The following is a 25,136-nucleotide window of genomic DNA, read 5'->3' on the forward strand; positions in this document are numbered from 1 at the left end:
GGCGCGCCATGGCCAATCCAACCGCCGCAATGCTGGTGATCGGGGATGAGATCCTGTCGGGCCGCACCCGCGATGCCAACATGCATTATCTGGCGCAGGAACTGACCAAACACGGCATCGACCTGAAAGAGGTGCGGATCGTCAGCGATGACGCCCCGGCGATCGAATCTGCGGTCAAGGCGCTGTCCGACGCGCATGACCATGTCTTCACTAGCGGCGGCATCGGGCCCACCCACGACGATATCACTGCCGATTGCATCGCCCGCGCCTTTGATACGCCCATCGACATCCGCGACGATGCGCGCGCCTTGCTGCAGGCGCATTACGACAAATCCGGGCTCGAGCTGAACGCCGCCCGCCTGCGCATGGCGCGTATCCCGGACGAGGCGGCTCTAATCGACAACCCGGTCTCGACCGCGCCGGGCTTCACCCTTGGCAATGTGCATGTGATGGCCGGGGTGCCTTTGGTGTTTCAGGCCATGGTGGCCAGCGTTCTGCCCACCTTGACCGGCGGCAGCCCTCTGTTGTCGCAGACCCTGCGGGTGGATCGGGGCGAGGGCGACATCGCCGCCACCCTGTCGGCATTGGCGGATGCGTTCGAGCAGCTTTCGATCGGCTGTTACCCGTTCCAGATCAACGGCGTGTTCGGGGCCAATGTGGTGGTGCGCGGTACGGACGGGGCTCAGATCGACGCTGCCATGACTCGGTTGGCGAAGGAGCTTGAGCTTTGAACGTCAACTGGGCCGAGGTTGTCGATGGCACCTGGCCCGCCGCCCGGTATGACACCTGCGGACCCTTCCAACTGCGTCAGGGGGAGGGCGGGGGATCGCGCGTCTCTGCCGCTAGCGCGCTGGGGCCAACGACCGACAGCGACATCGAAGGTGCCGAGACCGCAATGCTGGCAATGGGTCAGAAACGGATCTTTTGCCTGCGCCCGGGGGATGAGGCGCTGGACGAACAGCTGGCCGCGCGCGGCTATAACACCCTCGATCCAGTTAATATCTATCGTTGTCCTGCCCGCCAGTTGACCGACACGCCCGTACCCCCGCTGGTGGCCTTCGACATCTGGGAACCCCTTGCGATCATGCGTGAGATTTGGGCGCAGGGCGGTATCGGGCCCGAGCGGGTCGCGGTGATGGAACGCGCGCCCGGCCCGAAAACCGGCCTGCTCTTGCGCCATGACAACCACCCCGTCGGCACCGCATTTGTGGCCCTGCACGAAGACATCGCCATGGTGCATGCGCTGGAAATCCTGCCCGCCCATCGCCGTCAGGGCGTCGGCCAATGGGGCATGCGCGCTGCGGCCTTCTGGGCTCTGGACAATGGCGCGCAGACCCTTAGCGTGATCTGCACCAAGGCCAATGCCGGGGCCAACGGCCTGTACCGCGCTCTGGGGATGGAGATCGCGGGCGAATATCACTACCGTCAGCGTGTCTGACAAGAGGGACCAACGTGACCACAAAAGACCTGCCAACCGCGCTGGACCTGCCCATGGTCGATCCGCTGCCGCCCGAGACTCAGAAATACTTCGATATCTGCGTCGAAAAGCTGGGCATGGTGCCGAATGTGCTGAAGGCCTATGCGTTCGATATCGACAAGTTGAACGCATTCACCACCATGTATAACGACCTGATGCTGGCCGACAGCGATCTGTCGAAACTGGACCGCGAAATGATTGCCGTCGTCGTATCAGCGATCAACAAATGCTTCTATTGCCTTGTGGCGCATGGCGCGGCGGTGCGTCAGCTTTCCGGCGACCCGCAGTTGGGAGAGATGCTGGTTATGAATTACCGCGTTGCACCTCTGGACACGCGGCAACGCGCGATGCTGGATTTCGCGGCCAAGATGACCACCGCCAGTGCCGAGATTGAAGAGCCCGATCGCCAGCGTCTGCGCGATGCCGGGTTCAGCAACCGGGATATCTGGGACATTGCCAACGTGACCGGGTTTTTCAACATGTCGAACCGTGTGGCCAGCGCCACGGGCATGGTTCCCAACCCCGAATACCACGCGCAATTTCGATGATCCGACGTCTTGCCCTGTGTGCCCTGCTGATCGCAGGTTCCGCCGCTGCGCAGGACCTGGCCCTGCCGTCCAGCGCCCGGCAGATCAGCGACCGGACCTCGCCGCTGGACAGCTATGACCTGCCCACCGGCCCCTTTGCCGATGGCGCAGTGCCCGCCCGCACCGTCGAGGGCCGGGTCGAGCGCTATACCTGGCGGCTGCAGGCAGGCTCCAGCACCACGCTGCAATTGCTGGCCCCCCTGCGCGACCAGATCGAGGCGCAGGGCTTTGACATCCTCTTTGAATGCGAGGCCCGCAACTGCGGCGGTTTCGATTTCCGCTTCGGCACCGAGGTCGTCCCGACCCCCGACATGTATGTGGCCATTCAGGATTACCGGTTCCTGTCGGCCACCAAAGGCCCCGAGGTGCTGAGCCTGCTGGTCAGCCGCAACCCGCCTGACGGCTATGTCCAACTGATCCGCGTCACGCCGGTGGACGCCCCCGACCCCGCCCCGATGGTGATCGAGGAAACCGTGGATCAGGCGGGCGGCCTGCTGGAAGACCTGCAACAGAACGGCCATGTCATCCTCGACGATCTGCATTTCCGCACCGGAGAGGTGACGCTGGGCGAGGGACCGTTTGCCTCGCTGTCATTGCTGGCCGGGTTCCTGTCCGACAATCCTAATCTGCGGCTGGCGCTGGTGGGGCACACGGATGACACCGGCACATTGCAGGCCAACACCGATGTCAGCACCAAACGCGCGCAATCGGTGCGCGCGCGCCTGATCGAAGCGCACGGCGTCGCTGCGGATCGGATCGAGGCGGATGGCGTGGGCTATCTGGCCCCCCTCACCTCGAACACCACCGCCGAGGGGCGCGACCTGAACCGCCGGGTCGAGGCGGTGTTGCTGGTGAATTGATGCGGGGTGCAGCTGGCGGGGCGCTAGCGTGTTAATTTGAAGGGAATCTCACGTGCGAAATCGACTGCGGCCCACGCTTGAGGTAAACTACTGACGCGAGTTTATGCGCAGTGATGCGAATAAAGCTTTCACGTGACCCGCTGCCTCACGCCATTGGTCTATTTCACCCAGTGGAAGGTAGAAGCTGTAGCCCAGCGATCCTTCAAAGACCTGAGCGCGGCAAACCTGATCAGCGTAAGGCCCACTTAGGCAATACAGGATTAAGCGTTGTTCTGTATTCTCGTCAAACCCATCGACTATCATCCTGTTTCTCCCCATCAAGTCATCAGCTTTCAACTCGTCAGGGTCGGGCATCATCTCCAGCGGTATGGCATCTTCAAACACATCTGGTTGACGTGGGTTGTAGATCAGTTCCATTGTTTCGGTGATCGAAGAATAGGTTCCGTCTGACCCGATCAGTTTATTGCTGCGGATGGAAAGCCGATCCGTGTAGGCGCTTGGGTAAAGCTCTGGCCCGATGGAGTATACATCAGGACCCACGCCGTAGATGGTGTTCTCAACCTCCCCGATTTTGATTGCTTCGGCGAAATTTTGGATAGGATAGCAGGTTGGAACGCCCCAGGTTGCTTTGACGTTTTTGACGAATTCTTGCCGCCGTATCGACCAATGCGCGATTAACGAGCTCTGGTTGTCAACGCGTTTCAAAAGCCCGAGATTTGGGTATGTATGGCCCTTTGGCAGAGCGAAAAAACCAAGCTGTTGAATTTCAGAAACAGGCCCTGACCTATCTGAGGCTGTCAAGCACCAAGCCTCACCTTCCGCAAGCGCTTCGGCGGCGGTGAGTATACGGTTGGGTTGCTGTGCACCCATGGTTGCGGCGACCGCCAAAGCGACAAAGCTGACGGCCAGCGTGATCGCCAGTTTTCGTCTTGAAATTGCAAGAATCACGGCAGCGGCGGAAGACGCCAGAATAGCGATACCAATATCGAGGTTCACACCCGCGGACACACCCGAGAGCATATATGAAAGCGATATCGCCAGAGCCAGGCCAACACAGCACCCTACGGCTGCCAAAGCGGCAATATCGAAGCAATCCTTGAAGCGGCTTTTGGGGCCAGCCAAGTTGTTGACGTTCAGCGTTTTACGTATCGCAGAAACCGCCAATCTTATGAGTATTGCGAGTGCGATAACGAATGTAAAAAGAACAATTATCGCCGTGCCGATAATGTAGCCAAAGTTTTGATCGGACCAATGAACAGGTCCTTCCAAGAGCTTTCCTGCTATGTAGGCAGTGACGGAAAGGCCCGCCAGTCTCCACATAAGGAATGCGGGCAGAAAAGGGCTGATTAACGCGAAGATAAGGAAGGCTGAGTAGCAGAAAGTAGCTATATCGTGAATCATGTCCGGATCGCCAAAGTTCTCAGGTGTCGTCACAGAAACGTCTGTGAACTTTTATGAAACTCATTTGCCACGTCTGGATGGCAGAATTTGATGGGAGTTTGTGCAGTTTTTCCTGAATTGTGAGCCTGTTATCTATATGTCCCGTGGCATCCGCGACCGAGCGGCTCAAAGCCTTAATGCGCGAAGGTTTCCCCCGCCCACAAAAAAAGACCCGCACGAAAGTGCGGGCCGTCTGAGTTCACCGGGAGAAATTACCAATCCATCGGGCCTCGGTCGTGGAAGGCCTCGGCCAGGAAATCAATGAAAGCGCGGACCTTGGGCTGTGTGAAACGGCCGGGCGGGTAGACGGCGTAGACGCCCTGGACCTCATCCGGGAGCGAGGGCATGGCATCCACCACCTCGCCGGATTTGATCGCCGAGGCGTAGAGATAGCTGGGCAGATATGCGATCCCAAGTCCCGAGATCGCCGCGTTCAGTAGAGACTGGCCGTCATTGACGCTCAGCCAGCCGGCGGTGCGGACCTGCCGTTTTTCGCCCGACGGCGCGGTCAGTTTCCAGACATTGCCCGAAGACTGGCTGGAATAATGCAGCAGCTTGTGTTCGTTCAGATCGTCGATCTTCTGCGGGCGGCCGAATTTCTCGACATAGCTGGGGGCCACGACCATCCGTTTGACGGTTTCGGTCAGCTTGCGGGCGCGCAGGGTGCTGTCTTCCAACTCGCCAATGCGCACGGCCACGTCGAACCCTTCGGAAATCAGTTCCACGTAGCGGTTGTTCAGCACCATATTGACGGTGATTTCGGGATAGGCCGACAGGAAATCCGACAGCACCGGCGACAGGTGATTGACTCCAAAATCGGTCGCAACGCTGATCCGCAGCAGCCCCGACGGGGCCGATTGCATGGAGGTCACCAGCGAATCCGCCTCGCCCGCGTCATTCAGCACACGGCGGGCGCGGTCATAATAGGCCAGCCCGATTTCGGTCGGTGAAACACGGCGTGTGGTGCGGTTCAGCAGCCTTGCGCCAAGTCGGGCCTCAAGGCTCGACACGTGCTTGGACACGGCTGATTTGGAGATGCCCATCTTTTTTGCCGCATCGGTGAAGCCACCCTGGTCCACCACGTTGGCAAAGGCTTCCATTTCCGTCAGTCGATCCATTCTAATACCCCAGGCATTGGTTATTGTCCCGACTTTGGCCCCCAATCTGGGCGGAAACGGGGCAGACATGGGATAATATCAGGGATTTAAAGTGGATCGTTTGCAGATGGGAAACGCGGAAACAGTTTGAACGCAACCGGCCAGTCTGCCCGTTCACAACAGGTTTTCTGGACATTCTGGACGACGTGCTATCATCAGAATGGCATTTTTGTGACGTGGGAGGAAATCATGAAAGCCATTTTAACCGTTGCCGCGCTGTGCCTGTCTGCCACGTTTGCGCTGGCCGGAGGAGAGACGCCATCCAACCCTGACGCGAAGGTCTACTTCGTGAATCTGGCGGATGGCGACACGGTGCAATCGCCGGTGACGATCGTCTTTGGCCTAAGCGGCATGGGCGTCGCACCCGCCGGGACCGAGGCCGAGAACACCGGCCATCACCACCTGCTGATCGACCGCCCGCCGCTGGGCGAGGGCGAAGATGGCGCGGATGAGCTGGCCTATGGGCTGCCCGCCGATGACAACCACATCCATTTCGGTGGCGGCCAGACCGAGGTAACGCTTGAGATGACGCCAGGCGAACGCACGCTGCAACTGGTGCTGGGCGATGCGGGACACGTGCCGCATGCAACGCCGATTGTGTCAGAGGTGATTACGATTACCGTGGAGTAACCGGCCAGGGTCTTTGACTGACCCCGCCAACTGATCTACCGGTCCGGTGTAAACGGGGCCGGTCTCTTTACAGTTCTGCCGCCAGCCGCGTCCCCTGATTGATCGCGCGCTTGGCATCCAGTTCGGCGGCCACATCCGCGCCGCCGATCACGTGGCAGGGGATGCCGCGGTCGGTCAGCGCATCCGCAAGGCTGCGTTCGGAGACCTGACCGGAGCATAGCACAATCGTATCTGCGGCGATCACGGTGGGGTCGGACCGGTCCTCGCCGAAACTGATATGCAGGCCTGCGTCGTCGATGCGTTCATAGTTCACGCCGCCCACGAAATTGACGCCCTTCATCTTCAGCGTCGCGCGGTGAATCCAGCCCGTTGTCTTACCCAGCCCTTTGCCGTGCCGCTGCGCCTTTCGTTGCAGCAGCGTGACCTGACGGGCCGGAGCTGCGGGCTGCGGCCCCTCCGGGGCCAGCCCCGAGCGATGCTGTTCCGGGTCCGTCACGCCCCATTCCTTCATCCACAGCGGCAGGTCGGTGGTTGTGCTTTGACCATCCTCCAGCAGAAATTCCGAGACATCGAATCCGATCCCGCCTGCCCCGATCACGGCCACGGATTTGCCCACCTCGGCCTTGTCGCGCAGCACGTCGATATAGCTGAGCACATTGTCCCGATCCTGCCCCGGTATCTGCGGATCGCGCGGGGTGACGCCGGTGGCGATGACCACCTCGTCAAACCCGGTCAGGTCGTCGGCGCTGACCTCGCGGTTCAGTTCCACCTTGACGTCGAGATCGTCCATCATGGTGCGGTACCAGTCGACAAGGCCCCAGAATTCCTCTTTCCCCGGCACCTGTTTGGCCATGTTCAACTGCCCACCAATTTCAGCCGCGCGGTCGAACAGGGTCACGTCATGGCCGCGCTGGGCGGCGGTCATTGCGGTGGACAGCCCCGCAGGACCCGCGCCGACAATCGCGACTTTCTTCCGGGTCTCGGCGTCGCCGATCACCAACTCGGTCTCATGGCAGGCGCGCGGATTGACCAAGCACGAGGTCAGCTTGCCGCTGAACGTATGATCCAGACAGGCCTGATTGCAGGCAATGCACGGCGCAATCTGCGCCGCCTCACCCGCCACCGCCTTGTTCACGAAATCCGCATCCGCCAGCATCGGACGGGCCAAAGACACCATGTCGGCGCAGCCGGTCGACAGAACCTCTTCGGCGACCTCAGGCGTGTTGATCCGGTTCGAGGTGATGATCGGAATCCCCACCTTGCCCATCAGCTTTTTCGTCACCCACGCAAAGGCCGCACGGGGCACGGATGTTGCAATCGTCGGTATCCGCGCCTCGTGCCAGCCGATACCGGTGTTGATGATCGTAGCCCCCGCGGCCTCGATCCGCTGCGCCAGTTCCACCACTTCGTCATGGGTTGATCCATTGGGCACCAGATCAATCATCGACAGCCGATAGATGATGATGAAATCCGTCCCCACCGCCTCACGCACCCGCCGCACGACTTCGATGGGCAGGCGCATCCGGTTCTCATAAGACCCGCCCCAGCGGTCCTCGCGCTTATTCGTATGGGTCACAAGGAACTGGTTCAGGAAATACCCCTCAGACCCCATGATCTCGACCCCGTCATACCCTGCCTTCTGCGCCAGCCGGGCCGAATTCACGATGTCGGTGATTTGTTTCTCGATCCCATCCTCATCCAGCTCATTGGGCGGGAACGGAGAGATCGGCGATTTCACCGGGCTGGGTGCCACGCATTTCGGCCCATAGGCATAGCGCCCCGCATGCAGGATCTGCATCGCGATCTTGCCCCCGGCCTCATGCACCCGCTGCGTCACGATAGAGTGGTTCGCGACCTCGGTGTCATTGGTCATCATCGCCGCCCCCGGCAGGACCGAGCCCTCAAGGTTCGGACCAATCCCGCCCGTCACCATCAGCGCCACACCGCCGCGCGCCCGGTCGGCATAGAACTCGGCCACGCGGTTCCAGTCACCGGTTTCCTCAAGCCCGGTATGCATCGAGCCCATCAGCACGCGGTTTTTCAAGGTGGTAAAGCCCAGATCCAGCGGGGCCAGCATGTTTGGGTACGCGGTCATGACGAACTCTCCCTGTTTCGGCGCCTAGATTGACGTGCGCGTTACCTTTGTCACGCGAAACCTAACGTCACCCCCTTTGCCCCCCGGATGGCGCTTGATACAGAGGGTCCGAACAACCCAAGAGGCCGCGCATGACCCCCGAAGACATTGCCCAACTGCCCTATCGCCCCTGCGTCGGGTTGATGCTGATGAATGCTGAGGGCAAGATTTTTGTCGGTCAGCGCAATGACCGTCACGCCGATGCCTGGCAGATGCCCCAGGGCGGTGTGGACAAGGGCGAAGACCCCCGCGACGCTGCTCTGCGCGAGCTGTGGGAGGAGACCGGCATCACCCCCGATTTGGTCGAGATCATCGCCGAGACCCCCGGCTGGCTGACCTACGATCTGCCCCATGACATCGTGCCGAAAATCTGGAAAGGCCGCTATCGCGGACAGGAACAGAAATGGTTCCTGCTGCGCTTCACAGGCCGCGACGATCAGATCAACATCGCCACCGATCACCCCGAGTTCACCCGCTGGAAATGGCAGGACCCCTCGCGCCTGATCGCCGAAATCGTCCCCTTCAAGCGTCAGGTGTACAAGCAGGTGGTGGCCGCGTTTGCGCAACACTTGGGCTGAAGGCTACTCGCCCAAGGCCTCGATGGCTGTAACCAACCGCTTCAGGTCTGCCGCATAAAACCCGGCTGCGTTGATGCAGTTTGTCTCAAGCATTCTCAGCCCATCACCCGTGCGGCAGATGTCGATGACATAAGCCTGCGCGTAACCCGGATTGAGGTCCACCATCCGTTGCGCAAAAGCCAAGGCGTCGGCGTCGATCTCATGTCGGTACACGACGCGCGTACCCTCTTTATACTGGGAATGTGTGACCACCTTCCCATCGACCACCCATAGCCGCCATTCTGTGAGGATACGGGCTGGTCGGCTCAGCATCAGTTGCGTGTCATGGCGTAGCGACCCATTTGGTATCTCGTCTTCATTCAACGCAAGCACGGTTTGCGCAATTGCGATGATTTCGTCAGCAGATTTGACGGCCCCTGCGATTTCTTTGCTGTCATCCACAGGGCGAAAGAACCACAACTGCCCGTCATCGGACAGCGTGTTAGGGATGTCGCGCAGCGTGAGGAACACCGAACCCGCGCCATTTAACAAATGCGGGTGCCATGCTTGCTCGTGCACGTAAGGCCGCAGCTTGAATACTCCAGGCTTCAGGCCCCGAGACGCTGCAAACCGCCAAAGAGTATAGGATCCGAACAGAACCACGGAACTCCCGTCTGCAATATCTGGTTCGGGGGTCAAGTCTCCGACAAACGGCACGACTTTGTGCCACGAATATGGGATGTCCAGCCGATCCAGCGCATCGGCGAGTTTTTGGGTGTCCTCAAATTCCTGAAGCAGCCATTGCATCCGTATGTCTCACTTTTTGACTTTGCCTGCAGAGTGCAGGGCGCGCACAGAAATGCAACAGGGTTTGCTGAACAATCACCTGGCGACAAATCGCCGTGAGGGGGCGTGGCGCGGGGCTTTTGGCGTGGTTAGCCTCGGAGGCATGAAGGACACTGTTGACCCCCAAATCTCGACCAACCCGCGATGCGCCCCCGCCGGTCGCCAGTTTCATGGCTCTGATCGCCGCGCGCCATTGCGGCAGGGTCTGCAGGCGTGCGGGGAATACGGTCCCGGCCAGACCGCGGGCCGGTTTTATCCTATCGCTTGCGTCGCGCTTGAGGTGACGCAGCGCTGCAATCTGGATTGTACGCTCTGCTACCTCTCGGACCGGGCCGAGATGACCTATGACCCACCGCTCTCGGTCCTGTTCGCGCGGCTGGCGATGATTCACAGCCATTACGGGCCGGGGGTGTCGGTTCAACTGACCGGCGGCGATCCCACCCTGCGCAAGGTCACAGACCTTGAGGCGCTGTGTCGTGAAATCCGCCGTCTGGGGATGCGCTCTTGCCTGATGACCAACGGGATCCGCGCCAGCCGGGCGGCTCTGGCGCGTCTTGCGGCGGCGGGGCTAGACGATGTGGCCTTTCACGTTGATCTGACGCAGGAGCGACCGGATTTCACATCCGAGGCCGAGCTGAACACTGTGCGCTGTGCCTATATCCGCCGGGCACGGGGGCTGGGGTTGCGCATTCTGTTCAACACCACGGTGTTCCAGGGCAATTTCGACGAACTGCCCGCACTGGCCCGCTTCTTCCGGGACCGGCCCGAGGTGGCCTTTGTCTCGTTCCAGATGCAGGCTGATACCGGGCGCGGGGTGCTGCGCGAACGGCCCGAGATGCTCACGCAGGACAGTGTGATCCGCGCCGTGGAACAGGGCTATGAGACGCCGCTGCATTTTGACACCGCCTCGGTGGGTCATTCGAAATGCAACCGATATGCCAGCGTATTCACCGCAGGCGGTCGCGCCGTGCCCGTGCTGTCAAACCCCGGGCTGGTGCATGCGGTCATCGACGCGTTGCAACGGTCTGACCGCTCGACGGACGGGCATCTTGATATTGGCGATGCCGTTGGGCGGTTGGCTTTCAGAAACCCGTTGTTGGCCTTGCGCGCGTCTCTGCACCTTGCGGGCTGCGCATTGCGGCTGGGTGCCGGGCTGCTGCGTGGCCCTGTACGGCGTCAGGCGGTGTTCATCCATAACTTCATGGCTGCCGACGCTTTGGAGGAAGACCGTTGTGCGTCCTGCGTGTTCATGGTGGCCACTGCTGACGGCCCGCTGTCGATGTGCGCGCATAATGCCGAACGCGATCAGCATCTGGCGCGCCCGGACCGGATCGAGGGGCCTTCGGGCCCGCAATGGTGGAATGCGGCGGTTCCTGATCTGTCCGCCAGCGCCGATCTGCCAGCGTTACCGAACCCCGCGCTTGCGCCGTTGAAACGGCTCAAGGGTCAGATGCGGGCAGTGCGCAAGGCCCGGAAGGCCGCGTCATGAGGGCGCTGCTGATCCTGCTCTTGCTGCCACTTCTGGCCGCCTGCGCCAGTGTCGAACGTCTGGCCCTGCCCGCCGCCGCGCCGCTTGAGAACGCGGCCCTGACCCGCACCGCGCCACCCCCCGGCGAACGGGTGGATCACCGCGACTGGACCGTGTTCCTGAACCGCTATGTCGCGCCGGATGCGCAGGGCGTGAACCGGGTGGCCTATGGGCAGGTCTCGCAGGCCGACCGCGCGCAGCTGGACGGGTATCTGACGCGGCTGCAATCGGTTGATCCGGCGGGGCTGACCCGCGATCAGCAACTGGCCTATTGGATCAACCTCTATAACGCGCTGACCGTGGATGTGGTGCTGGAAAATTACCCCGTCGCCTCGATCCGTGACATCAAGGACGGGCCGCTGTCGATCGGTCCGTGGGGCCGCCCTCTGGCCACGGTCGCGGGGCAGAGCCTGACGCTGAACGACATCGAACACCGCATCATCCGCCCCAGTTTTGACGAACCGCGCATCCACTATGCACTGAACTGCGCCGCGGTAGGCTGCCCCAACCTGATGGACCGCGCATGGCAGGCGCAGACGCTGGAACGCGACCTTGCCGCGGCCGAGCGCGCCTATGTCAACGACCCGCGCGGCGTGCGGTTCGATGAGCGGGGCAGGCTGATCCTGTCGAAAATCTACATCTGGTTCCGCGAGGATTTCGGGGTGAATGAGAAGGCCGTGCTTGCCTATCTGGAAACGGTAGCCGAGCCGGAGTTGCGCGCCCGCCTACAGAACACAGCCCGCGTGAGTGCTTATGAATACGACTGGGCCCTAAACGACGCGGCTGCGGGGTCATAGACGCGCGGAATCAAGGCCGTCAGGCCGCCGCGCCAGCGGTCGTTCATTGAGCGCCATTGGTTCAAGCCCAATGGACGACGCCGCCCCCATGGGGCGGCGCTTTTGCAACGTCTGTCGCAAGACCAGTGTATCAGTCGTTGGCACCATAAAGTGCCCCGCGCAAACCTCGGACGCGCCACCCCGCGGGTCGGCGCTGACGCGGGTCGGCGCTTACAGCAAGCCTTCGGCGCGCAGCAACTCTTGCATGTTCGCCTCGGGCCGCGGGCCGATATGGCTGATCACCTCGCGGGCGCAGACATTGCCGATCTTCGCGCAGGTTTCGTAATCGCGCCCCGTGGCCATGCCGAACAGGAACCCGGCGGCGAACTGATCGCCCGCGCCGGTCGCATCCACCGGCACCACCTTTTCGACGGCCACGTCAAATCGCTGCCCGTCCGACAGCACGGTCACGCCGTCGCCCGACCGCGTACACACGATCAGCGGACAGATCGCGGCGGTTTTTGCCAGCGCCTCTTCCAGATCATCGGTTTCGAACAGCGATTTGATCTCGGCCTCGTTGCCGATGACGAAATCCAGCTCATTCTCGATCAGCAGCAGGAAATCGACCCGGTGACGTTCCACGCAGAACGGATCGGAGATTGCGATCCCCGCCTTGCCGCCGCCTGCGTGACAGTTCCGCGCCGCCTCAAGAAACGCGGCCTTGCCCTTTTCCTTGTCGAACAAATAACCCTCAAGGAACATGATCTGACTGTTGCCCGCGACCTCGGCAGACACGTCCTGCGACGACAGCTCGGACGAAATCCCCAGATAGGTGTTCATCGACCGCTCGCCATCGGGCGAGACGAAAATCATCGACCGCGAGGTCGGCAGCTCGCTCCCCGGCACCGGCGGGTTCACGAAATCCACGCCGTCCTCGTTCATCGCCTCGGCATAGAACCGACCCAACGCGTCGTCGTGCACGCGCCCGATAAAGGCCGCTTCAAGCCCCAGTGCTCCTGCGCCCGCAATGGTGTTCGCAACCGAGCCGCCCGGCGTCTGCACGCGGCCTTCCATCGAGGCATACAGCAGCTCGCCGCGCTCCTGCTCGATCAGCTGCATGATGCCTTTCTCGATGCCCATCAGTTCCAGAAAACTGTCATCGGCCTGCGAAATCACGTCCACAACGGCGTTTCCGATACCGGTGAGTTGATAGGTCTTCATTGGGTCTTGTCCTCGAATTGACACAGATCACGGATGATGCAGGTCGGGCATTGCGGCTTGCGCGCCTTGCAATGGTACCGCCCATGCAGGATCAGCCAGTGATGCGCATGGAGTTGAAAGTCGGCCGGGATGTTATCCTCGATGGCGCGTTCCACCGCGTCCACATCCTTGCCCGGGCAGATGCCGGTGCGGTTGCCGACGCGAAAGATATGGGTGTCGACCGCCTGCGCCGGCTGCCGCCACCACATATTCAGCACCACATTGGCCGTCTTGCGCCCCACACCCGGCAGCGATTGCAGTGCAGCGCGGGAATTGGGCACCTCGCCACCGTAGTCCTCGACCAGAATGCGGCTGAGTTTGATGACGTTCTTGGCCTTTTGGCGGAACAGGCCGATGGTCTTGATATGTTCGATCAGACCTTCTTCGCCCAGATCCAGCATCTTTTGCGGCGTGTCGGCGATCTTGAACAGCGCGCGCGTGGCCTTGTTGACGCCTGCATCGGTGGCCTGCGCCGACAGCGCCACGGCAACGACCAGAGTATAGACGTTCACATGCTCCAACTCGCCCTTGGGTTCGGGGTCGGCGTCATGGAAACGCGTAAAGATCTCGCGGATCGTGTGATAGTCGAGTTGTTTTGCCATCCGCGCCTTAATGCCGACCAAGGGGCCGTGACACAAGCCCAAAGCCAATGCGCAAGTTCCGGGTCGCAGGGGGCCGGTGCGCGCGCTATGGTTTTGGAAACGAACCGAGGTGAACGCCATGAATGTCCAGACACCCGAAAGCGGTTATCACTATAACGTCATGCGCCGCGCCATCGACCTGATCGATCAGGGCGGCGAGGGGCTGAGCCTGGATGAGCTGGCCCGCCAGATGGACATGAGCCCCGCCCATTTCCAGCGCCTGTTCTCGCGCTGGACTGGTGTGTCGCCCAAGCGGTATCAGCAGTACCTGACGCTGGGCCACGCCAAGGCGTTGCTGCGTGAACGGTTCACCACGCTGGAGACCGCGCATAACGTGGGTCTTTCGGGCAGCGGCCGCCTGCATGATCTGTTCCTGAAATGGGAATCCATGAGCCCCGGCGAATACGCCCGCAAGGGCGAAGGACTGACGATTTATTGGGGCTGGTTCGATTGCCCCTTCGGTCCCGCTCTGGTCATGGGCACCGACAAGGGTATCTGCGGTATCGCCTTCGGGTCCGAGACCGGCGAAGCGGCGGCGATGGAGGACATGGTCTCACGCTGGCCGAAAGCGGAATTTTTGGAAAATTCCGCGCGCCTGCACCCATGGGTGCAAGGCGCGTTTGGCGCCGACCGGTCCGAAACCCCGCTGCATCTGATCGGCTCGCCCCTGCAGATCAAAGTGTGGGAGGCGCTGATGCACATCCCCTCGGGTCAGGTGACCACCTATTCCGAGATTGCGCAGCGCGTGGGCTCGCCGCAGGCGGTGCGCGCCGTAGGCACGGCGGTGGGTCGAAACCCGGTCAGCTGGCTGATCCCCTGCCACAGGGCTTTGCGCAAATCCGGCGGTTTGGGCGGTTATCACTGGGGCCTGCCCGTCAAGCGCGCGATGCTGGCGTACGAGGCGGCGCAGGCCGACGCCTGATTGACAGAGAGGCACCGGGATGTCACAAGCCGCGACAGGTTCGGGTCTCCTGCCGTTCGCGGCCCTTTGGCTTTGGTGAAACCCGATGACACGACATCTGTTGCCCTTTCCAGGCGCGCGGATGGCAATGCGAACCCCGTCCTGATGTCGCGCCCGTTCAAGGAAACGAGGCATAGTATGACCAAATCACACGATATCGCTCCGGTGGCACAGCTGAAAACGCAGGCCAAACGGCTGCGCGCCCGATTGCAGACTGAAGGCATTGCCCTGTCGCATAGCGCGGCGCTTGAATTGTTGGCGCATCAGCACGGGCTGCGCGACTGGAACACGCTGCGCGCCATGGCGGCCAACAGGACGGACCTGCAGGTCGGGGGCCGCGTCCAAGGCCGGTATCTGGGGCAGCCCTTCACCGCCGAAATCCGCGGGATGACAAAGCTGCGCAATGGGGAACAGCGCCGGGTGACATTGCAGTTCGACACCCCCGTGGATGTGGTGCGGTTCGACAGTTTCTCATCGCTGCGTCAGCGCGTCACCGGAGAGATCGGCTGGGACGGCCGCTCGACCCGGCGTACCTCGGACGGAGAGCCGCAGCTGGTGGTCCGCCCCGCCTGAAATGAATAAAGCGAGGCACCCGGCAGGGTGCCTCACAACTGGATCACGTCAGAACGCGGCTATTCCGCAGCCCAGCCACCGACGGCCTTGACCTCAAGGAAATCCTCCAGCCCGAAAACACCGCCCTCGCGCCCGTTGCCGGATTGCTTCATCCCCCCGAACGGGGACCCCGCGCTGCGCGATTTGCCATTCATTTCAACCATGCCCGACCGCAACGCCCGCGCCATCCGATTTGCGCGGTCGCCATCCTGAGTCTGCACATAATTGGTCAGCCCGTAAGGCGTGTCATTGGCGATCTCGATGGCCTCGTCCTCGGTATCGAATGGGATCATGGTCAGAACCGGGCCAAAGATCTCCTCGCGCGCGATGGTCATCTGGTTGTTGGCATCGGCAAAGACCGTGGGGCGCACATAATACCCCTTGTTCAGCCCCTCGGGCCGCCCGGTGCCGCCGGCGACCAGACGCGCGCCCTCGTCGATACCCTTCTGGATCAGGTCCTGAATCTTGGTCCACTGGACCTCATTCACCACGGGGCCGATATGGCGGCCTTCGTCCATGGCAGGCCCGACCGAGACCTTGTTCGCCACCTCAGCTGCCGTCTCAACCGCCTGATCATAGATCGGGCGCTGAACCAGCATCCGGCTGGGCGCGTTACAGCTTTGGCCGGTGTTGTTCATCATATGCAGCACACCGCGCTTGACCGCCTTTTCATCCGCATCGGCAAAGACCACATTCGCGCCCTTGCCGCCCAGCTCCAGATGCACCTTCTTCAGCGTCTCGGCGGCATTCTTGGAAATCGCCGTGCCCGCGCGGGTCGAGCCGGTGAAGCTGACCATATCGACGTCCTTGTGACCGGACAGTTGCGAACCGACACCCACGCCATCGCCGTTCACCAGATTGAACACGCCCGCAGGGAAACCCGCCTCATCCATCATCTCGGCAAAGATCATCGCGTTCAGCGGGCTTTGTTCCGACGGTTTCAGCACCATCGTGCAGCCCGCAATCGCCGCCGCACCGACCTTGAGCGTGATCTGGTTCATCGGCCAGTTCCACGGCGTGATCAGGGCGGCCACACCCACGGCCTCATAGATGATCCGGTCATTCGGGGCGTGATCGCCCAAGGGGCGCTCGAATTCAAACGCCTTGGCGGCGCGGATGAAGTTTTTCAGGTGATAAACGCCTGCGCCCGCTTGCTGCGTGCGGGCCATATCGATCGGCGCGCCCATCTCATGCGACATGGCCTGTGCCAGATCCTCGGACCGGGTCAGGTAGACCTCGACCAGCTTCTCGACCAGCGCGATACGGTCTGCGACCGGGGTGGCCATCCAGCCGGGCAGGGCGGCTTTGGCGGCGGCGACGGCGGCGTTGGTGTCGGCCTCGGTCCCGAGGGAGATGATCGCGCAGGGCTCCTCGGTCGAGGGGTTGATGACGTCAAAATCATGGGCCGCCGCCGGGGCGACCCATTGGCCGTTGATGTAGAAACTGCGCTTGTCGATCATGGTGTTTCCTCCCGCCAATTGGGCTCCAACCGGAATTTGCGCCAATGTGTCACCGGGCCATCGGCCAGGCAAGAGGCGGAAATGTGATGATGATCGGCTGCCCTTTCGCACCCGGGTGCTTTAACAATGGCGCAAAGTGTTTACCTTGTCGTCAACCGACTCGGTTTTTCATCAGGAGAGGAGATGCCCTATGGGTTTGCGCATCAATGACACGGTCCCAAATTTCACAGCAGAAACGGATCATGGTACCATTCAGTTTCATGACTGGATTGGGGACAACTGGGCCATTCTGTTCTCGCATCCCAAGGATTTCACCCCTGTCTGTACCACCGAGTTTTCCGCCGTTGCGCAGCTGAACGACGAATGGGCGGCGCGCGGCACCAAGGTGATCGGCGTCTCGGTTGACGGCGTTGAGGATCACAAGAAGTGGAAGAAAGACATCGAGGCTTACGGCAACGCCAATCCCGGCTTCCCGATCATTGCCGATGACGGGCTGGCCGTGTCCAAAGCCTTCGACATGCTGCCCGCCGAGGCTTATCTGCCCGATGGCCGCACGCCTGCGGACAGCGCCACGGTACGTTCTGTGTTCATCATCGGACCTGACAAGCAGTTGAAACTGTCGATGACCTATCCGATGACCGTAGGTCGTAACTTTGCCGAGATTCTGCGCGCGCTGGACGGGCTGCAGATGTCGTCCAAGGGTGTTGCGACGCCTGCGAACTGGGTGCCGGGTGAGGATGTGATCATTCCGCCTGCGGTGTCGAATGAAGACGCGAAAGAGAAGTTTGGTGAGTTCGAGACGATCTTTCCCTATCTGCGCAAGACCAAGGCTCCGTCTTAAGGCGGGCCGGGTCAGGGGGGCTGTCTGCCCCCCATCGCGCCCGAGGGGCGCGATTCCCCCCGAGGATATTTTCAGACAGATGAAGCAGGCGGGCGTTGGGGGTAGAGGAACAGCTTGCTTCGATATGCGGCGCGTTTGAATTCGCGCGTGAGCTTGTCGCTGAGAGGCGGGCGCGTCTGAATGGTCGAGCCGCCGATTTCTCCGGCCACTTCCCGATTGCCGCTGCCCAGCAGGGCGTGGATCGGCTGGCCTGTTAGCCAGTGCATTTGCAGAAAGGTGTCCACTGGGCGGTCGATCTCCTCTGTGGCTTTGAGCAAGCGTTCGGCGGCGCGGCGTCCGATCATTTGGCAGACGCATTGCAGGCCGATCACCATCGGCAGGATCAGGCGCAGCCCGTTTTGTTCGGCAATGGTTTTAGACGCGATTTCGCGCTGTTTGACCGGAATGCGGATATAGTGGTCCGGGGTTGCGATGTGCTGCAGCATTTTCAGGACCCGTTCCATGCGGGTGGGATCTATGCGCAGGTCATCCTCGGTTATGATCGCGAGATCGATATCTTCGTCCACCATTTTGCGCCAGATGCGGCGGTGGCTTTCGAACACGCCGATTTCGGCAGGCCGCAGCGCGAACGGGTATTGGGGGCGGTGTAATGTTCCCAGATGCACGCGGGTATCGGCGATCTGGTCCGGGTCACGCCCGTTCACGGCCTCGAACAGTTCGGCATTTGGCAGGTCTTGGCACAGTTGCTCGGCGTTGGGTCGCCGAGCCGTACTGGAGGACATATGGATGATGAAAGATCGCATGCCCCCGTGCATAGAACACGGGGGCATGAGGGGGAAGCGAAACCGAAGAGAAACACTTCGCCCTGTGGCATCAGAAGTTATAGCGCAGTCCGAAATTCAGGCTGAACGTGTCCAGATCATCCTCGACCGACCCGGTTGACGCGCCGTTGGGGGCCAGCCGGTCGGTTGAGACGTCAAAGGCGCGGGCATAGCGGGCGTCGACGGTGAACGCGGTGTTCGCGCTTATGTCATAGGCAACACCGGCGATGGCTTGAGCTGCGAAATTGGTGTCGCTGTCATCCAGCCGCACACCGGGCCCGTAGGAAATGTCGAAATCCGAATAGGTCACCCCCAGCCCAAACCCGGCATAGGGGGTCAGCGGGCCGTCGCGTTTGAAATCAAACAGGATATTGGCAAACAGGGACGTTTGCGTCACATCGCCCGAGACATTATTTTCGGGGGCCGGGCCGTTGCCGGAAAAGCTGACGCCATCCACGTCATTGTCGCGGTAGGACAGTTCCAGTTCGATCCGGGTGCCGATGTTATCGGTCGACCATTGCGGGATTTCCCGGCCGATCGCCACTCCGAGGCCAAAGCCCGAGTCGAAATCCGTATCGACGGTCTGGTTCGCACCTCCGATGGAGCCGGAAAAATCGCTGTCCTGAAGCTGGCTGTAGCCGATGAATCCCTGCACATAAGCCCCATCGGTCAGGCTTTGGGCACTTGCGGCCGAAGCTGCCAGGGTCAGGGCTGCGGCGACCAGAGTGAGACGGTTAACCATAATTTTGTCCTTCGATCCGTGAGGTTCCTAATTGAGACTTGGGGAAATCCGGAACAAAGGAAAGGGGCGCGGCCATCACGTCGGGTCACAGGTTTTTGGACCTGTGTGAGAGCACGATTTCGCGATTGAAAATGCCGGTCAGCGTTCGGATATGGCAGACGGTTCCAGCAAGGGGTCGGACAGCAGTTCCTCCACGAAAAAGCTGAGAAGCTGCAGGCGGCCCGTTACCCCGGCTTTGCGGTAGACGGCGGCGCTTTGGGCTTTGATTGTGCCCTCTTTGGTTTGCCGCAGCCGGGCGATTTCGGCGATGGACAGGCCCTTGATGGCCAGCAGGGCGACATCGCGTTCGGCAGCGCTGAGCCGCCATTCGTCGAACTGATGCTCGATGATTTGCGCCATCGCACCACGGGCCACGCCAAGCTGGCGCTGCAGGTCGCCCACCCGCCGGGCCTGCGCCCGGATTAGCGCAATCGTCGTTCCCAGCCCGGCCATCAAAGCCAGCGCGAGGACCAGTTCAAACTGATGCAGATGCCGGAACCCGTTGTCGCCTCCGGTCCAGTCCATCAGCGCGTCGGTCAGGAAAAAGGCGGCGCAGAGGGCCTGCACCACCAGCAGGAGCCACAGCAAAGACGTCTGAGATATCTTCATGAGGCTCCTTCAGGGTCGCGGGATCAGTCGTCGTCCTGCTCGATTTCGATTGCCGTCACCACGCCGCTTTCATCGTTCAGGACCAGTTCAGTTTCCACGCCATCCTTGGTGAATTCAACCTCGATCTCGCCGTCTTCGAACTCGATCTCTTCGACGGTGTATCCCTGCGCTTCCAGCACGGATCGGATTTCAGCTTCGGTCGTGCCCAGCGTTTCGCCGATCCCGACATTGGCCAACGCCAGAACGGGTGCGGTTGCAATCAGACCAGCGAGTGTCAGCAGTTTGAGGTTTTCCATATCGCATCTCCTGTTTTGTGCGGTTCGATACGACCGAACTGGTGAGGCCATTGCGCCGTTGCGATTGGATTTCGGTTGAAAACAGGGGAATTGGACCAAGGTTTATGCCGTTCGGCCGTCACGCGGCGCGGGCGCTTTCCAGGTGCGGGTAGGCGCGAGCCGGCTCGGTAATCAGATGCTGGCGCAGCAGACGGGCCTCGGGTGTTTTGAGAACGGGCAGGGCGGTGGGGCCATATGCTTTTGGGCTGTTTGCCAACTCAGGAAACAGCATAAACAGTTCGCGTTGCGTGGCTGGGGCCATGGCGCCAAGGGTGCATGCGCCGGGGTAAAAGGACTCAGACCAGCACCCGTTCACATTCACCAACTCGTGCCGGTCAAACAGGATGTGGATGTATTCGACGCCCTGATCGGGCGTCAGTTGCACTACCGAATGCCCGTCGATCAACCCTTTGGCCGGGGCCAGCATCGCGGGTTCGGAATACATCAGCTCCATCTGAGGGCAGGACACCGCGATCCGGTGCTGGGGGGAGATCAGAAGATCACGGTCTGGGCTGTTCGCGCCCAGGCAGCCCGCCCGGATTCGCACGGGGCGAAGATGTGGTTGTCGCCGCAGCTCATGCGCCGACAAGTGACGCCGACCAATCCAGCGCACGGGACGGGCGGTGCCATCTGCGGTGAGGGCAAGATCTCCGGGGCGCAGCGTGTCGATCGGGCGCTCCCCCGACGGCGTCAGAATCATCGACCCCGAGGTGAAACAGACAAAGGAGGGCAGCGTGTTATACCCGGTGGAGGGGGCGTTGGAGGCAACGAAACCGGTGTTGGAAATCGTATCCCCCAGCGCGACATTGCCCGAGGTAACGATGATGTAGCGCGGGTTCGAAAATTGGATCAGAATAAATGTGACCGGCGCACCGTTGACCTCACCACTGTAGCTTTCGAAGGTGCTGAACGACTGGGTTGAACCTTGCGCATTGGGCAGCCCACTCAGATCAATCTGCTGGCTCCCGTCGCCGTCGGACTTCTGCAGCAGCGCGTCATTGTCGGTAATCTCGACGCTATAGCCGTTCTGGACATCAACGGAGCGGTTGGAGAAAGGATCAGCGCTGATTTCAAAGACGGTTATCGAGGCCACGGTCGAACAGCATCCCCGTAAATGACGCGGTGTACTTAATTTTGTGTCAACTCAACCTATAAGTGTTAAGAATTGGTTTACTTAAGCGCCGAGCAAGCGGGGCCCAAAAGAAAAAGACCCCGGCCAAAACCGGGGTCTTTCGCGTTGAATAAGGGTAGTGCAGATTAGTCCGCGCTTTCCTCTTTCTTTTCTTTCTTCTCGGGCACAATCTCTTCGCCGGTTTCCTGATCGACGACTTTCATCGACAGGCGGACCTTGCCGCGATCATCAAAGCCCAGCAGCTTGACCTTTACTTCCTGACCTTCCTTCAGAACATCCGACGGATGGTTGAGGCGGCGGTTTTCGATCTGGGACACGTGCACCAGACCGTCGCGCTTGCCAAAGAAGTTCACGAAGGCACCGAAGTCGACGATCTTGACCACTTTACCGGTATAGATCTGACCTTCTTCCGGCTCAGCGACGATCGAGTGGATCATCTCGTAGGCCTTCTTGATCGACTCCCCATCGGGTGAGGCGATCTTGATGACGCCGTCGTCGTTGATGTCGACCTTGGCACCCGAAACCTCGACGATCTCGCGGATGACCTTACCGCCCGAGCCGATCACTTCGCGGATCTTGTCGGTCGGGATGTTCATGGTCTCGATGCGCGGGGCGTGGACCGAGAATTCGTTGGTCTCGGACAGCGCCTTGCCCATCTCACCCAGAATGTGCATCCGGCCGTCCTTGGCTTGCGCCAGGGCTTTCTCCATGATCTCGGGCGTGATGCCCGCAACCTTGATGTCCATCTGAAGCGAGGTGATGCCGTTTTCGGTACCCGCCACTTTGAAGTCCATGTCGCCCAAGTGGTCTTCGTCACCCAGAATGTCCGACAGGATGGCGTATTCGCCGTCATCTTCCAGGATCAGACCCATGGCCACACCGGCAACCGGTGCTTTCAGCGGGACACCCGCATCCATCATCGACAGCGAACCGCCGCAGACCGACGCCATCGAGGACGATCCGTTGGATTCAGTGATCTCAGACACGATGCGGATCGTGTAGGGGAAGTCAGTCGCCGCAGGCAGAACCGCCTGCAGGGCGCGCCATGCCAGTTTGCCGTGGCCGATCTCACGACGGCCCGGGCCACCCACGCGGCCAACTTCGCCAACCGAATACGGAGGGAAGTTGTAGTGCAGCAGGAAGTTCGATTTGAAGTTGCCATGCAGCGCGTCGATGAACTGCTCATCATCACCGGTGCCCAGCGTGGTCACGGCCAGCGCCTGTGTTTCGCCACGGGTGAACAGGGCGGAACCGTGGGTCCGCGGAAGCATCGAAGTTTCTGCAACGATGGAACGAATATCGGTGGTCGAACGACCGTCGATCCGCTTGCCGCCTTTGACGACGTCGCCACGCAGAATACCGGCTTCCAGCTTTTTCATCGCGGACCCGAGGTTGCCGTCTTCCAGCTGTTCCTCGGTCAGCGCTTCCTTGATCGCTTCACGGGCGGCGGCAACAGCGGCGGTGCGCTCCTGCTTGTCGGTGATCGCGAAGGCGGCGCGCATCTGCTCTTCACCGGCGGCTTTGACCGCGGCGTACAGGTCCGAATAGTCGGGGGCCTGGAAGTCAAACGGCTCTTTCGCGGCGTCTTCGGCGAGGCTGATGATCAGGTCGATGACCGGCTGAATCTGCTCATGCGCGAAGGTCACGGCGCCCAGCATTTCCGCCTCGGACAGCTCATAAGCTTCCGATTCCACCATCATCACGGCGTCTTTGGTGCCGGCAACAACCAGATCCAGACGCTGTTCGGGGTTCAGGCGCAGGTCCTGCATGTCGTCGACGGTCGGGTTCAGAACGTATTCACCATCCTCGAAACCAACGCGGGCACCGGCGATCGGACCCATGAAGGGCGCGCCGGAGATAGTCAGCGCAGCCGAGGCAGCAATCATCGCAACGATATCGGGATCGTTGACCAGATCGTGGCTCAGCACGGTGCACATCACCAGAACTTCGTTCTTGAAGCCGTCAACGAACAGCGGGCGGATCGGACGGTCGATCAGACGCGCGGTCAGCGTCTCTTTCTCGGTCGGGCGCGCCTCGCGCTTGAAGAAGCCGCCCGGAACCTTACCGGCGGCATAGTATTTTTCCTGATAGTGGACGGTCAGCGGGAAAAAGTCCTGACCGGGCTTTTGTTGCCGCGCAAAGGTCACGTTTGCCATGACGCTGGTTTCGCCCAGCGTGGCAATCACGCTGCCGTCGGCCTGACGGGCAACCTTGCCGGTTTCCAGTGTCAGCGTCTCTTCGCCCCACTGCATAGATTTCTTTGTTACATCAAACATATGCGTATCCTAGAACGGAGCACTCCCGCCCCTGCGGGTCTCCGGTTTGCATGGCGGCCCCATTGCCGCCGACCCCAGTTTATCTTCCATTCGAGTGCCGGGGTCAGGGCACAACGTCTCAAGATACCGCGCGCATACATGAGATTGCGCGCGAAGGGAAGGGGCCTGAGTTTACTCGGCGGTCATCGGCCTTGATGGCTGGGGTGCCGGGATCAGTACGACCGCTCGCGGGATTTGCGCAACGCCCGAATGTCTGGTGCCGGTTCTGCAGCGGGGGATGGGGCAGGGGCGGGCTGCACATCGCTGTCGTCGAATTTCAAAAGGGCCAGCGCAGATACGGACCAGATCCACGAATTGAGCCACAGCAAACCTGCGGCCGATGCGATGCCTTTGAGAATAAAAGCGGGATCGAAATCAGGCAGCGATTGGGTGAGGATCAAGGAAACCGCTGACATGACCAGCGGCAACATCGCAAACACGGCGGTAAACAGCCCGAAAAAGAACTGCAAGAAAATGGAAACGAAAAAGACGCAGAACAAGGGGATGAAGCTGCGCCCGAACCCGTTGAAGAACCCGCGGCCCGATGCGCCAAACCCGGCCTCGCGCGCGGCGCTTGCCATGGGTACGGCCAAGACGGTGTAGATTGCCGCCAGAAGAACATAGGCCACGATCATCTTGCTGCCTACGGCAAGAAAGGCGAAGGACACCTGAACCGGCTCGGCAGCTTCGGCGAGCGCGCTCAGGGATATGGGCTGGCCCAGTTGCCAAAGCGCAAACACAACACCGGCGACATTAGCAACGAGGGCCAGACCGCCCAGTACGACCACAAAGAACACGCCGTACAGGGTCGCGTTAAGGGCCAGAATCTTGAGGTCGGTCTGGCGCGTATCGCCCTTGAGCGCCAAAGCCACCCGAATACCGAACAGGCTGATAAAGGCGGCGGTGATCGGCTCGCTCACATAGCTTGCGAAGCCAAGTGTGACGAAACCCAGAAAAAACCAGACTATGATCGAGGCGAGGCTGATCAAAATGACCGGACCAATCATCCGCGGCGTTACGCTGAACGACAGGATCAGGGAATTGAGGATAAGAAACATAAGCATTTGCCTGCAATCAAATGGGTGCCCGGTGTCCGCCAGCCGTGAAAAAGCGGTAGCGTTGTATTGTTTTGCCGAAAACTACCTGAGGGTGTGCGATTTGCAAGGGGTGGACTGGCTCAACGCCCGAGGTCGGGTCGCTTTGACGGGTCGGACGGGCAGGCGTGAAGCGTGCTGGGCAGGGCCCGGATTGTTGGCTGAAATTGGGCGCTAACATATCTGAAAATGAATGCGTTTTGTGAAAATATGATGTCGGTGTAGGCTGTTACCACTGACCCGGCGGTCGAAGAGACGGAAACGCGCCAAGGCGGTAGAACA

At 60.8% G+C, this 25,136-nt stretch carries 25 protein-coding genes; 11 read left to right on the forward strand and 14 right to left on the reverse strand.

Annotated features, from left to right (window positions below; translation table 11 throughout):
- The first annotated feature begins 8 nt into the window (after positions 1-8).
- Genes ACR0NJ_RS03155 through ACR0NJ_RS03170 form a run of 4 tightly spaced genes read left to right on the forward strand, consistent with a single transcriptional unit; the run spans position 9 to position 2,924 of the window.
- Entirely contained in the window at positions 9-731 is a 723-nt protein-coding gene (locus ACR0NJ_RS03155; protein ID WP_480815677.1) for a competence/damage-inducible protein A, read from the forward strand.
- Positions 728-1,438 (forward strand): GNAT family N-acetyltransferase, encoded by a 711-nt coding sequence (locus tag ACR0NJ_RS03160; RefSeq protein ID WP_480815678.1) that lies wholly within the window; start codon positions 728-730, stop codon positions 1,436-1,438. The genes ACR0NJ_RS03155 and ACR0NJ_RS03160 overlap by 4 nt, the downstream gene beginning before the upstream one ends.
- A gap of 14 nt (positions 1,439-1,452) precedes the next feature.
- Positions 1,453-2,025 carry a peroxidase-related enzyme gene (locus ACR0NJ_RS03165; protein WP_480815679.1) on the forward strand — a complete coding sequence of 191 codons (573 nt, stop codon included), beginning with the start codon at positions 1,453-1,455 and terminating at the stop codon, positions 2,023-2,025.
- The gene (locus ACR0NJ_RS03170; protein WP_480815680.1) at positions 2,022-2,924 is read left to right on the forward strand and encodes an OmpA family protein; all 903 of its coding nucleotides are present in this window, start codon (positions 2,022-2,024) and stop codon (positions 2,922-2,924) included. Before ACR0NJ_RS03165 ends, ACR0NJ_RS03170 begins: the two co-directional genes overlap by 4 nt.
- An 87-nt stretch (positions 2,925-3,011) precedes the next feature.
- On the opposite strand, the gene ACR0NJ_RS03175 is transcribed toward ACR0NJ_RS03170, so the two are convergent.
- Both ACR0NJ_RS03175 and ACR0NJ_RS03180 read right to left on the reverse strand, forming a co-directional pair.
- Positions 3,012-4,358: a hypothetical protein gene (locus tag ACR0NJ_RS03175; RefSeq protein ID WP_480815681.1), complete on the reverse strand. Its 1,347-nt coding sequence runs from the start codon at positions 4,356-4,358 to the stop codon at positions 3,012-3,014.
- A gap of 218 nt (positions 4,359-4,576) precedes the next feature.
- Positions 4,577-5,482 carry a LysR family transcriptional regulator gene (locus ACR0NJ_RS03180; RefSeq protein WP_480612112.1) on the reverse strand — a complete coding sequence of 302 codons (906 nt, stop codon included), beginning with the start codon at positions 5,480-5,482 and terminating at the stop codon, positions 4,577-4,579.
- Between the two features lie 228 nt (positions 5,483-5,710).
- Here ACR0NJ_RS03180 and ACR0NJ_RS03185 point away from each other — a divergent pair, with 228 nt between their 5' ends.
- On the forward strand, positions 5,711-6,151 hold the full coding sequence (locus tag ACR0NJ_RS03185; RefSeq protein ID WP_480815682.1) for a DUF4399 domain-containing protein: 441 nt from the start codon (positions 5,711-5,713) through the stop codon (positions 6,149-6,151).
- Between the two features lie 67 nt (positions 6,152-6,218).
- Here the strand turns inward: ACR0NJ_RS03185 and ACR0NJ_RS03190 are convergent, their stop codons facing one another.
- Positions 6,219-8,246: an FAD-dependent oxidoreductase gene (locus ACR0NJ_RS03190; RefSeq protein ID WP_480815683.1), complete on the reverse strand. Its 2,028-nt coding sequence runs from the start codon at positions 8,244-8,246 to the stop codon at positions 6,219-6,221.
- A gap of 131 nt (positions 8,247-8,377) precedes the next feature.
- On the opposite strand from ACR0NJ_RS03190, the gene ACR0NJ_RS03195 reads away from it, so the two are divergent.
- On the forward strand, positions 8,378-8,863 hold the full coding sequence (locus tag ACR0NJ_RS03195) for an RNA pyrophosphohydrolase (protein ID WP_480815684.1): 486 nt from the start codon (positions 8,378-8,380) through the stop codon (positions 8,861-8,863).
- A gap of 3 nt (positions 8,864-8,866) precedes the next feature.
- Here ACR0NJ_RS03195 and ACR0NJ_RS03200 read toward each other — a convergent pair whose 3' ends face one another.
- Positions 8,867-9,649, reverse strand: coding sequence for an ATP-grasp domain-containing protein (locus tag ACR0NJ_RS03200; RefSeq protein WP_480815685.1), 783 nt, complete (start codon positions 9,647-9,649; stop codon positions 8,867-8,869).
- 142 nt (positions 9,650-9,791) lie between these two features.
- On the opposite strand from ACR0NJ_RS03200, the gene ACR0NJ_RS03205 reads away from it, so the two are divergent.
- Both ACR0NJ_RS03205 and ACR0NJ_RS03210 read left to right on the forward strand, forming a co-directional pair.
- Positions 9,792-11,177, forward strand: coding sequence for a radical SAM protein (locus ACR0NJ_RS03205; RefSeq protein WP_480815686.1), 1,386 nt, complete (start codon positions 9,792-9,794; stop codon positions 11,175-11,177).
- Positions 11,174-12,013 (forward strand): DUF547 domain-containing protein, encoded by an 840-nt coding sequence (locus tag ACR0NJ_RS03210; RefSeq protein ID WP_480815687.1) that lies wholly within the window; start codon positions 11,174-11,176, stop codon positions 12,011-12,013. Before ACR0NJ_RS03205 ends, ACR0NJ_RS03210 begins: the two co-directional genes overlap by 4 nt.
- A gap of 210 nt (positions 12,014-12,223) precedes the next feature.
- On the opposite strand, the gene ACR0NJ_RS03215 is transcribed toward ACR0NJ_RS03210, so the two are convergent.
- Together ACR0NJ_RS03215 and nth are read right to left on the reverse strand one after the other, a co-directional pair.
- The gene (locus ACR0NJ_RS03215) at positions 12,224-13,213 is read right to left on the reverse strand and encodes an adenosine kinase (RefSeq protein WP_480815688.1); all 990 of its coding nucleotides are present in this window, start codon (positions 13,211-13,213) and stop codon (positions 12,224-12,226) included.
- Complete coding sequence (nth, locus tag ACR0NJ_RS03220; protein ID WP_480815689.1) at positions 13,210-13,854, reverse strand: endonuclease III; 645 nt, start codon at positions 13,852-13,854, stop codon at positions 13,210-13,212. The genes ACR0NJ_RS03215 and nth overlap by 4 nt, the downstream gene beginning before the upstream one ends.
- A 118-nt stretch (positions 13,855-13,972) precedes the next feature.
- Here nth and ACR0NJ_RS03225 point away from each other — a divergent pair, with 118 nt between their 5' ends.
- Both ACR0NJ_RS03225 and ACR0NJ_RS03230 read left to right on the forward strand, forming a co-directional pair.
- The gene (locus ACR0NJ_RS03225) at positions 13,973-14,815 is read left to right on the forward strand and encodes a methylated-DNA--[protein]-cysteine S-methyltransferase (protein WP_480815690.1); all 843 of its coding nucleotides are present in this window, start codon (positions 13,973-13,975) and stop codon (positions 14,813-14,815) included.
- Positions 14,816-14,992: 177 nt separating this feature from the next.
- Positions 14,993-15,427, forward strand: a complete 435-nt coding sequence (locus ACR0NJ_RS03230; protein ID WP_480815691.1) for a glyoxalase superfamily protein — start codon at positions 14,993-14,995, stop codon at positions 15,425-15,427.
- Positions 15,428-15,486: 59 nt separating this feature from the next.
- Here ACR0NJ_RS03230 and ACR0NJ_RS03235 read toward each other — a convergent pair whose 3' ends face one another.
- Entirely contained in the window at positions 15,487-16,926 is a 1,440-nt protein-coding gene (locus ACR0NJ_RS03235; RefSeq protein ID WP_480815692.1) for an aldehyde dehydrogenase family protein, read from the reverse strand.
- A 190-nt stretch (positions 16,927-17,116) separates the two neighbouring features.
- Here ACR0NJ_RS03235 and ACR0NJ_RS03240 point away from each other — a divergent pair, with 190 nt between their 5' ends.
- Complete coding sequence (locus tag ACR0NJ_RS03240; protein ID WP_480815693.1) at positions 17,117-17,767, forward strand: peroxiredoxin; 651 nt, start codon at positions 17,117-17,119, stop codon at positions 17,765-17,767.
- Positions 17,768-17,838: 71 nt separating this feature from the next.
- Here ACR0NJ_RS03240 and ACR0NJ_RS03245 read toward each other — a convergent pair whose 3' ends face one another.
- From ACR0NJ_RS03245 to ACR0NJ_RS03275, 7 genes are all read right to left on the reverse strand, one after another.
- Positions 17,839-18,570 carry a glycosyltransferase family 25 protein gene (locus ACR0NJ_RS03245; protein WP_480815694.1) on the reverse strand — a complete coding sequence of 244 codons (732 nt, stop codon included), beginning with the start codon at positions 18,568-18,570 and terminating at the stop codon, positions 17,839-17,841.
- Positions 18,571-18,640: 70 nt separating this feature from the next.
- Positions 18,641-19,330 (reverse strand): outer membrane protein, encoded by a 690-nt coding sequence (locus ACR0NJ_RS03250; protein ID WP_480815695.1) that lies wholly within the window; start codon positions 19,328-19,330, stop codon positions 18,641-18,643.
- Positions 19,331-19,468: 138 nt separating this feature from the next.
- Positions 19,469-19,978: a helix-turn-helix transcriptional regulator gene (locus tag ACR0NJ_RS03255; RefSeq protein ID WP_480815696.1), complete on the reverse strand. Its 510-nt coding sequence runs from the start codon at positions 19,976-19,978 to the stop codon at positions 19,469-19,471.
- Positions 19,979-20,001: 23 nt separating this feature from the next.
- Positions 20,002-20,274 carry a PepSY domain-containing protein gene (locus ACR0NJ_RS03260; protein ID WP_480815697.1) on the reverse strand — a complete coding sequence of 91 codons (273 nt, stop codon included), beginning with the start codon at positions 20,272-20,274 and terminating at the stop codon, positions 20,002-20,004.
- A gap of 118 nt (positions 20,275-20,392) precedes the next feature.
- Positions 20,393-21,406 (reverse strand): Hint domain-containing protein, encoded by a 1,014-nt coding sequence (locus tag ACR0NJ_RS03265; protein ID WP_480815698.1) that lies wholly within the window; start codon positions 21,404-21,406, stop codon positions 20,393-20,395.
- A gap of 164 nt (positions 21,407-21,570) precedes the next feature.
- Entirely contained in the window at positions 21,571-23,721 is a 2,151-nt protein-coding gene (gene pnp / locus ACR0NJ_RS03270; protein WP_480815699.1) for a polyribonucleotide nucleotidyltransferase, read from the reverse strand.
- Between the two features lie 212 nt (positions 23,722-23,933).
- Entirely contained in the window at positions 23,934-24,818 is an 885-nt protein-coding gene (locus ACR0NJ_RS03275) for a hypothetical protein (RefSeq protein ID WP_480815700.1), read from the reverse strand.
- Positions 24,819-25,136: the final 318 nt, after the last annotated feature.

This window comes from Ruegeria sp. F11 (assembly GCF_056533855.1).

What these genes read in the sequence shown, in the direction of transcription:
- ACR0NJ_RS03155 (WP_480815677.1), top strand. Translation starts at nt 9, where the DNA reads ATGGCCAATCCAACCGCCGCAATGCTGGTGATCGGGGATGAGATCCTG.
- ACR0NJ_RS03170 (WP_480815680.1), top strand. Translation starts at nt 2,022, where the DNA reads ATGATCCGACGTCTTGCCCTGTGTGCCCTGCTGATCGCAGGTTCCGCC.
- ACR0NJ_RS03180 (WP_480612112.1), bottom strand. Translation starts at nt 5,482, where the DNA reads ATGGATCGACTGACGGAAATGGAAGCCTTTGCCAACGTGGTGGACCAG.
- ACR0NJ_RS03185 (WP_480815682.1), top strand. Translation starts at nt 5,711, where the DNA reads ATGAAAGCCATTTTAACCGTTGCCGCGCTGTGCCTGTCTGCCACGTTT.
- ACR0NJ_RS03190 (WP_480815683.1), bottom strand. Translation starts at nt 8,246, where the DNA reads ATGACCGCGTACCCAAACATGCTGGCCCCGCTGGATCTGGGCTTTACC.
- ACR0NJ_RS03195 (WP_480815684.1), top strand. Translation starts at nt 8,378, where the DNA reads ATGACCCCCGAAGACATTGCCCAACTGCCCTATCGCCCCTGCGTCGGG.
- ACR0NJ_RS03200 (WP_480815685.1), bottom strand. Translation starts at nt 9,649, where the DNA reads ATGCAATGGCTGCTTCAGGAATTTGAGGACACCCAAAAACTCGCCGAT.
- ACR0NJ_RS03205 (WP_480815686.1), top strand. Translation starts at nt 9,792, where the DNA reads ATGAAGGACACTGTTGACCCCCAAATCTCGACCAACCCGCGATGCGCC.
- ACR0NJ_RS03210 (WP_480815687.1), top strand. Translation starts at nt 11,174, where the DNA reads ATGAGGGCGCTGCTGATCCTGCTCTTGCTGCCACTTCTGGCCGCCTGC.
- ACR0NJ_RS03215 (WP_480815688.1), bottom strand. Translation starts at nt 13,213, where the DNA reads ATGAAGACCTATCAACTCACCGGTATCGGAAACGCCGTTGTGGACGTG.
- nth (WP_480815689.1), bottom strand. Translation starts at nt 13,854, where the DNA reads ATGGCAAAACAACTCGACTATCACACGATCCGCGAGATCTTTACGCGT.
- ACR0NJ_RS03225 (WP_480815690.1), top strand. Translation starts at nt 13,973, where the DNA reads ATGAATGTCCAGACACCCGAAAGCGGTTATCACTATAACGTCATGCGC.
- ACR0NJ_RS03230 (WP_480815691.1), top strand. Translation starts at nt 14,993, where the DNA reads ATGACCAAATCACACGATATCGCTCCGGTGGCACAGCTGAAAACGCAG.
- ACR0NJ_RS03235 (WP_480815692.1), bottom strand. Translation starts at nt 16,926, where the DNA reads ATGATCGACAAGCGCAGTTTCTACATCAACGGCCAATGGGTCGCCCCG.
- ACR0NJ_RS03240 (WP_480815693.1), top strand. Translation starts at nt 17,117, where the DNA reads ATGGGTTTGCGCATCAATGACACGGTCCCAAATTTCACAGCAGAAACG.
- ACR0NJ_RS03245 (WP_480815694.1), bottom strand. Translation starts at nt 18,570, where the DNA reads ATGCGATCTTTCATCATCCATATGTCCTCCAGTACGGCTCGGCGACCC.
- ACR0NJ_RS03250 (WP_480815695.1), bottom strand. Translation starts at nt 19,330, where the DNA reads ATGGTTAACCGTCTCACTCTGGTCGCCGCAGCCCTGACCCTGGCAGCT.
- ACR0NJ_RS03255 (WP_480815696.1), bottom strand. Translation starts at nt 19,978, where the DNA reads ATGAAGATATCTCAGACGTCTTTGCTGTGGCTCCTGCTGGTGGTGCAG.
- ACR0NJ_RS03260 (WP_480815697.1), bottom strand. Translation starts at nt 20,274, where the DNA reads ATGGAAAACCTCAAACTGCTGACACTCGCTGGTCTGATTGCAACCGCA.
- pnp (WP_480815699.1), bottom strand. Translation starts at nt 23,721, where the DNA reads ATGTTTGATGTAACAAAGAAATCTATGCAGTGGGGCGAAGAGACGCTG.
- ACR0NJ_RS03275 (WP_480815700.1), bottom strand. Translation starts at nt 24,818, where the DNA reads ATGTTTCTTATCCTCAATTCCCTGATCCTGTCGTTCAGCGTAACGCCG.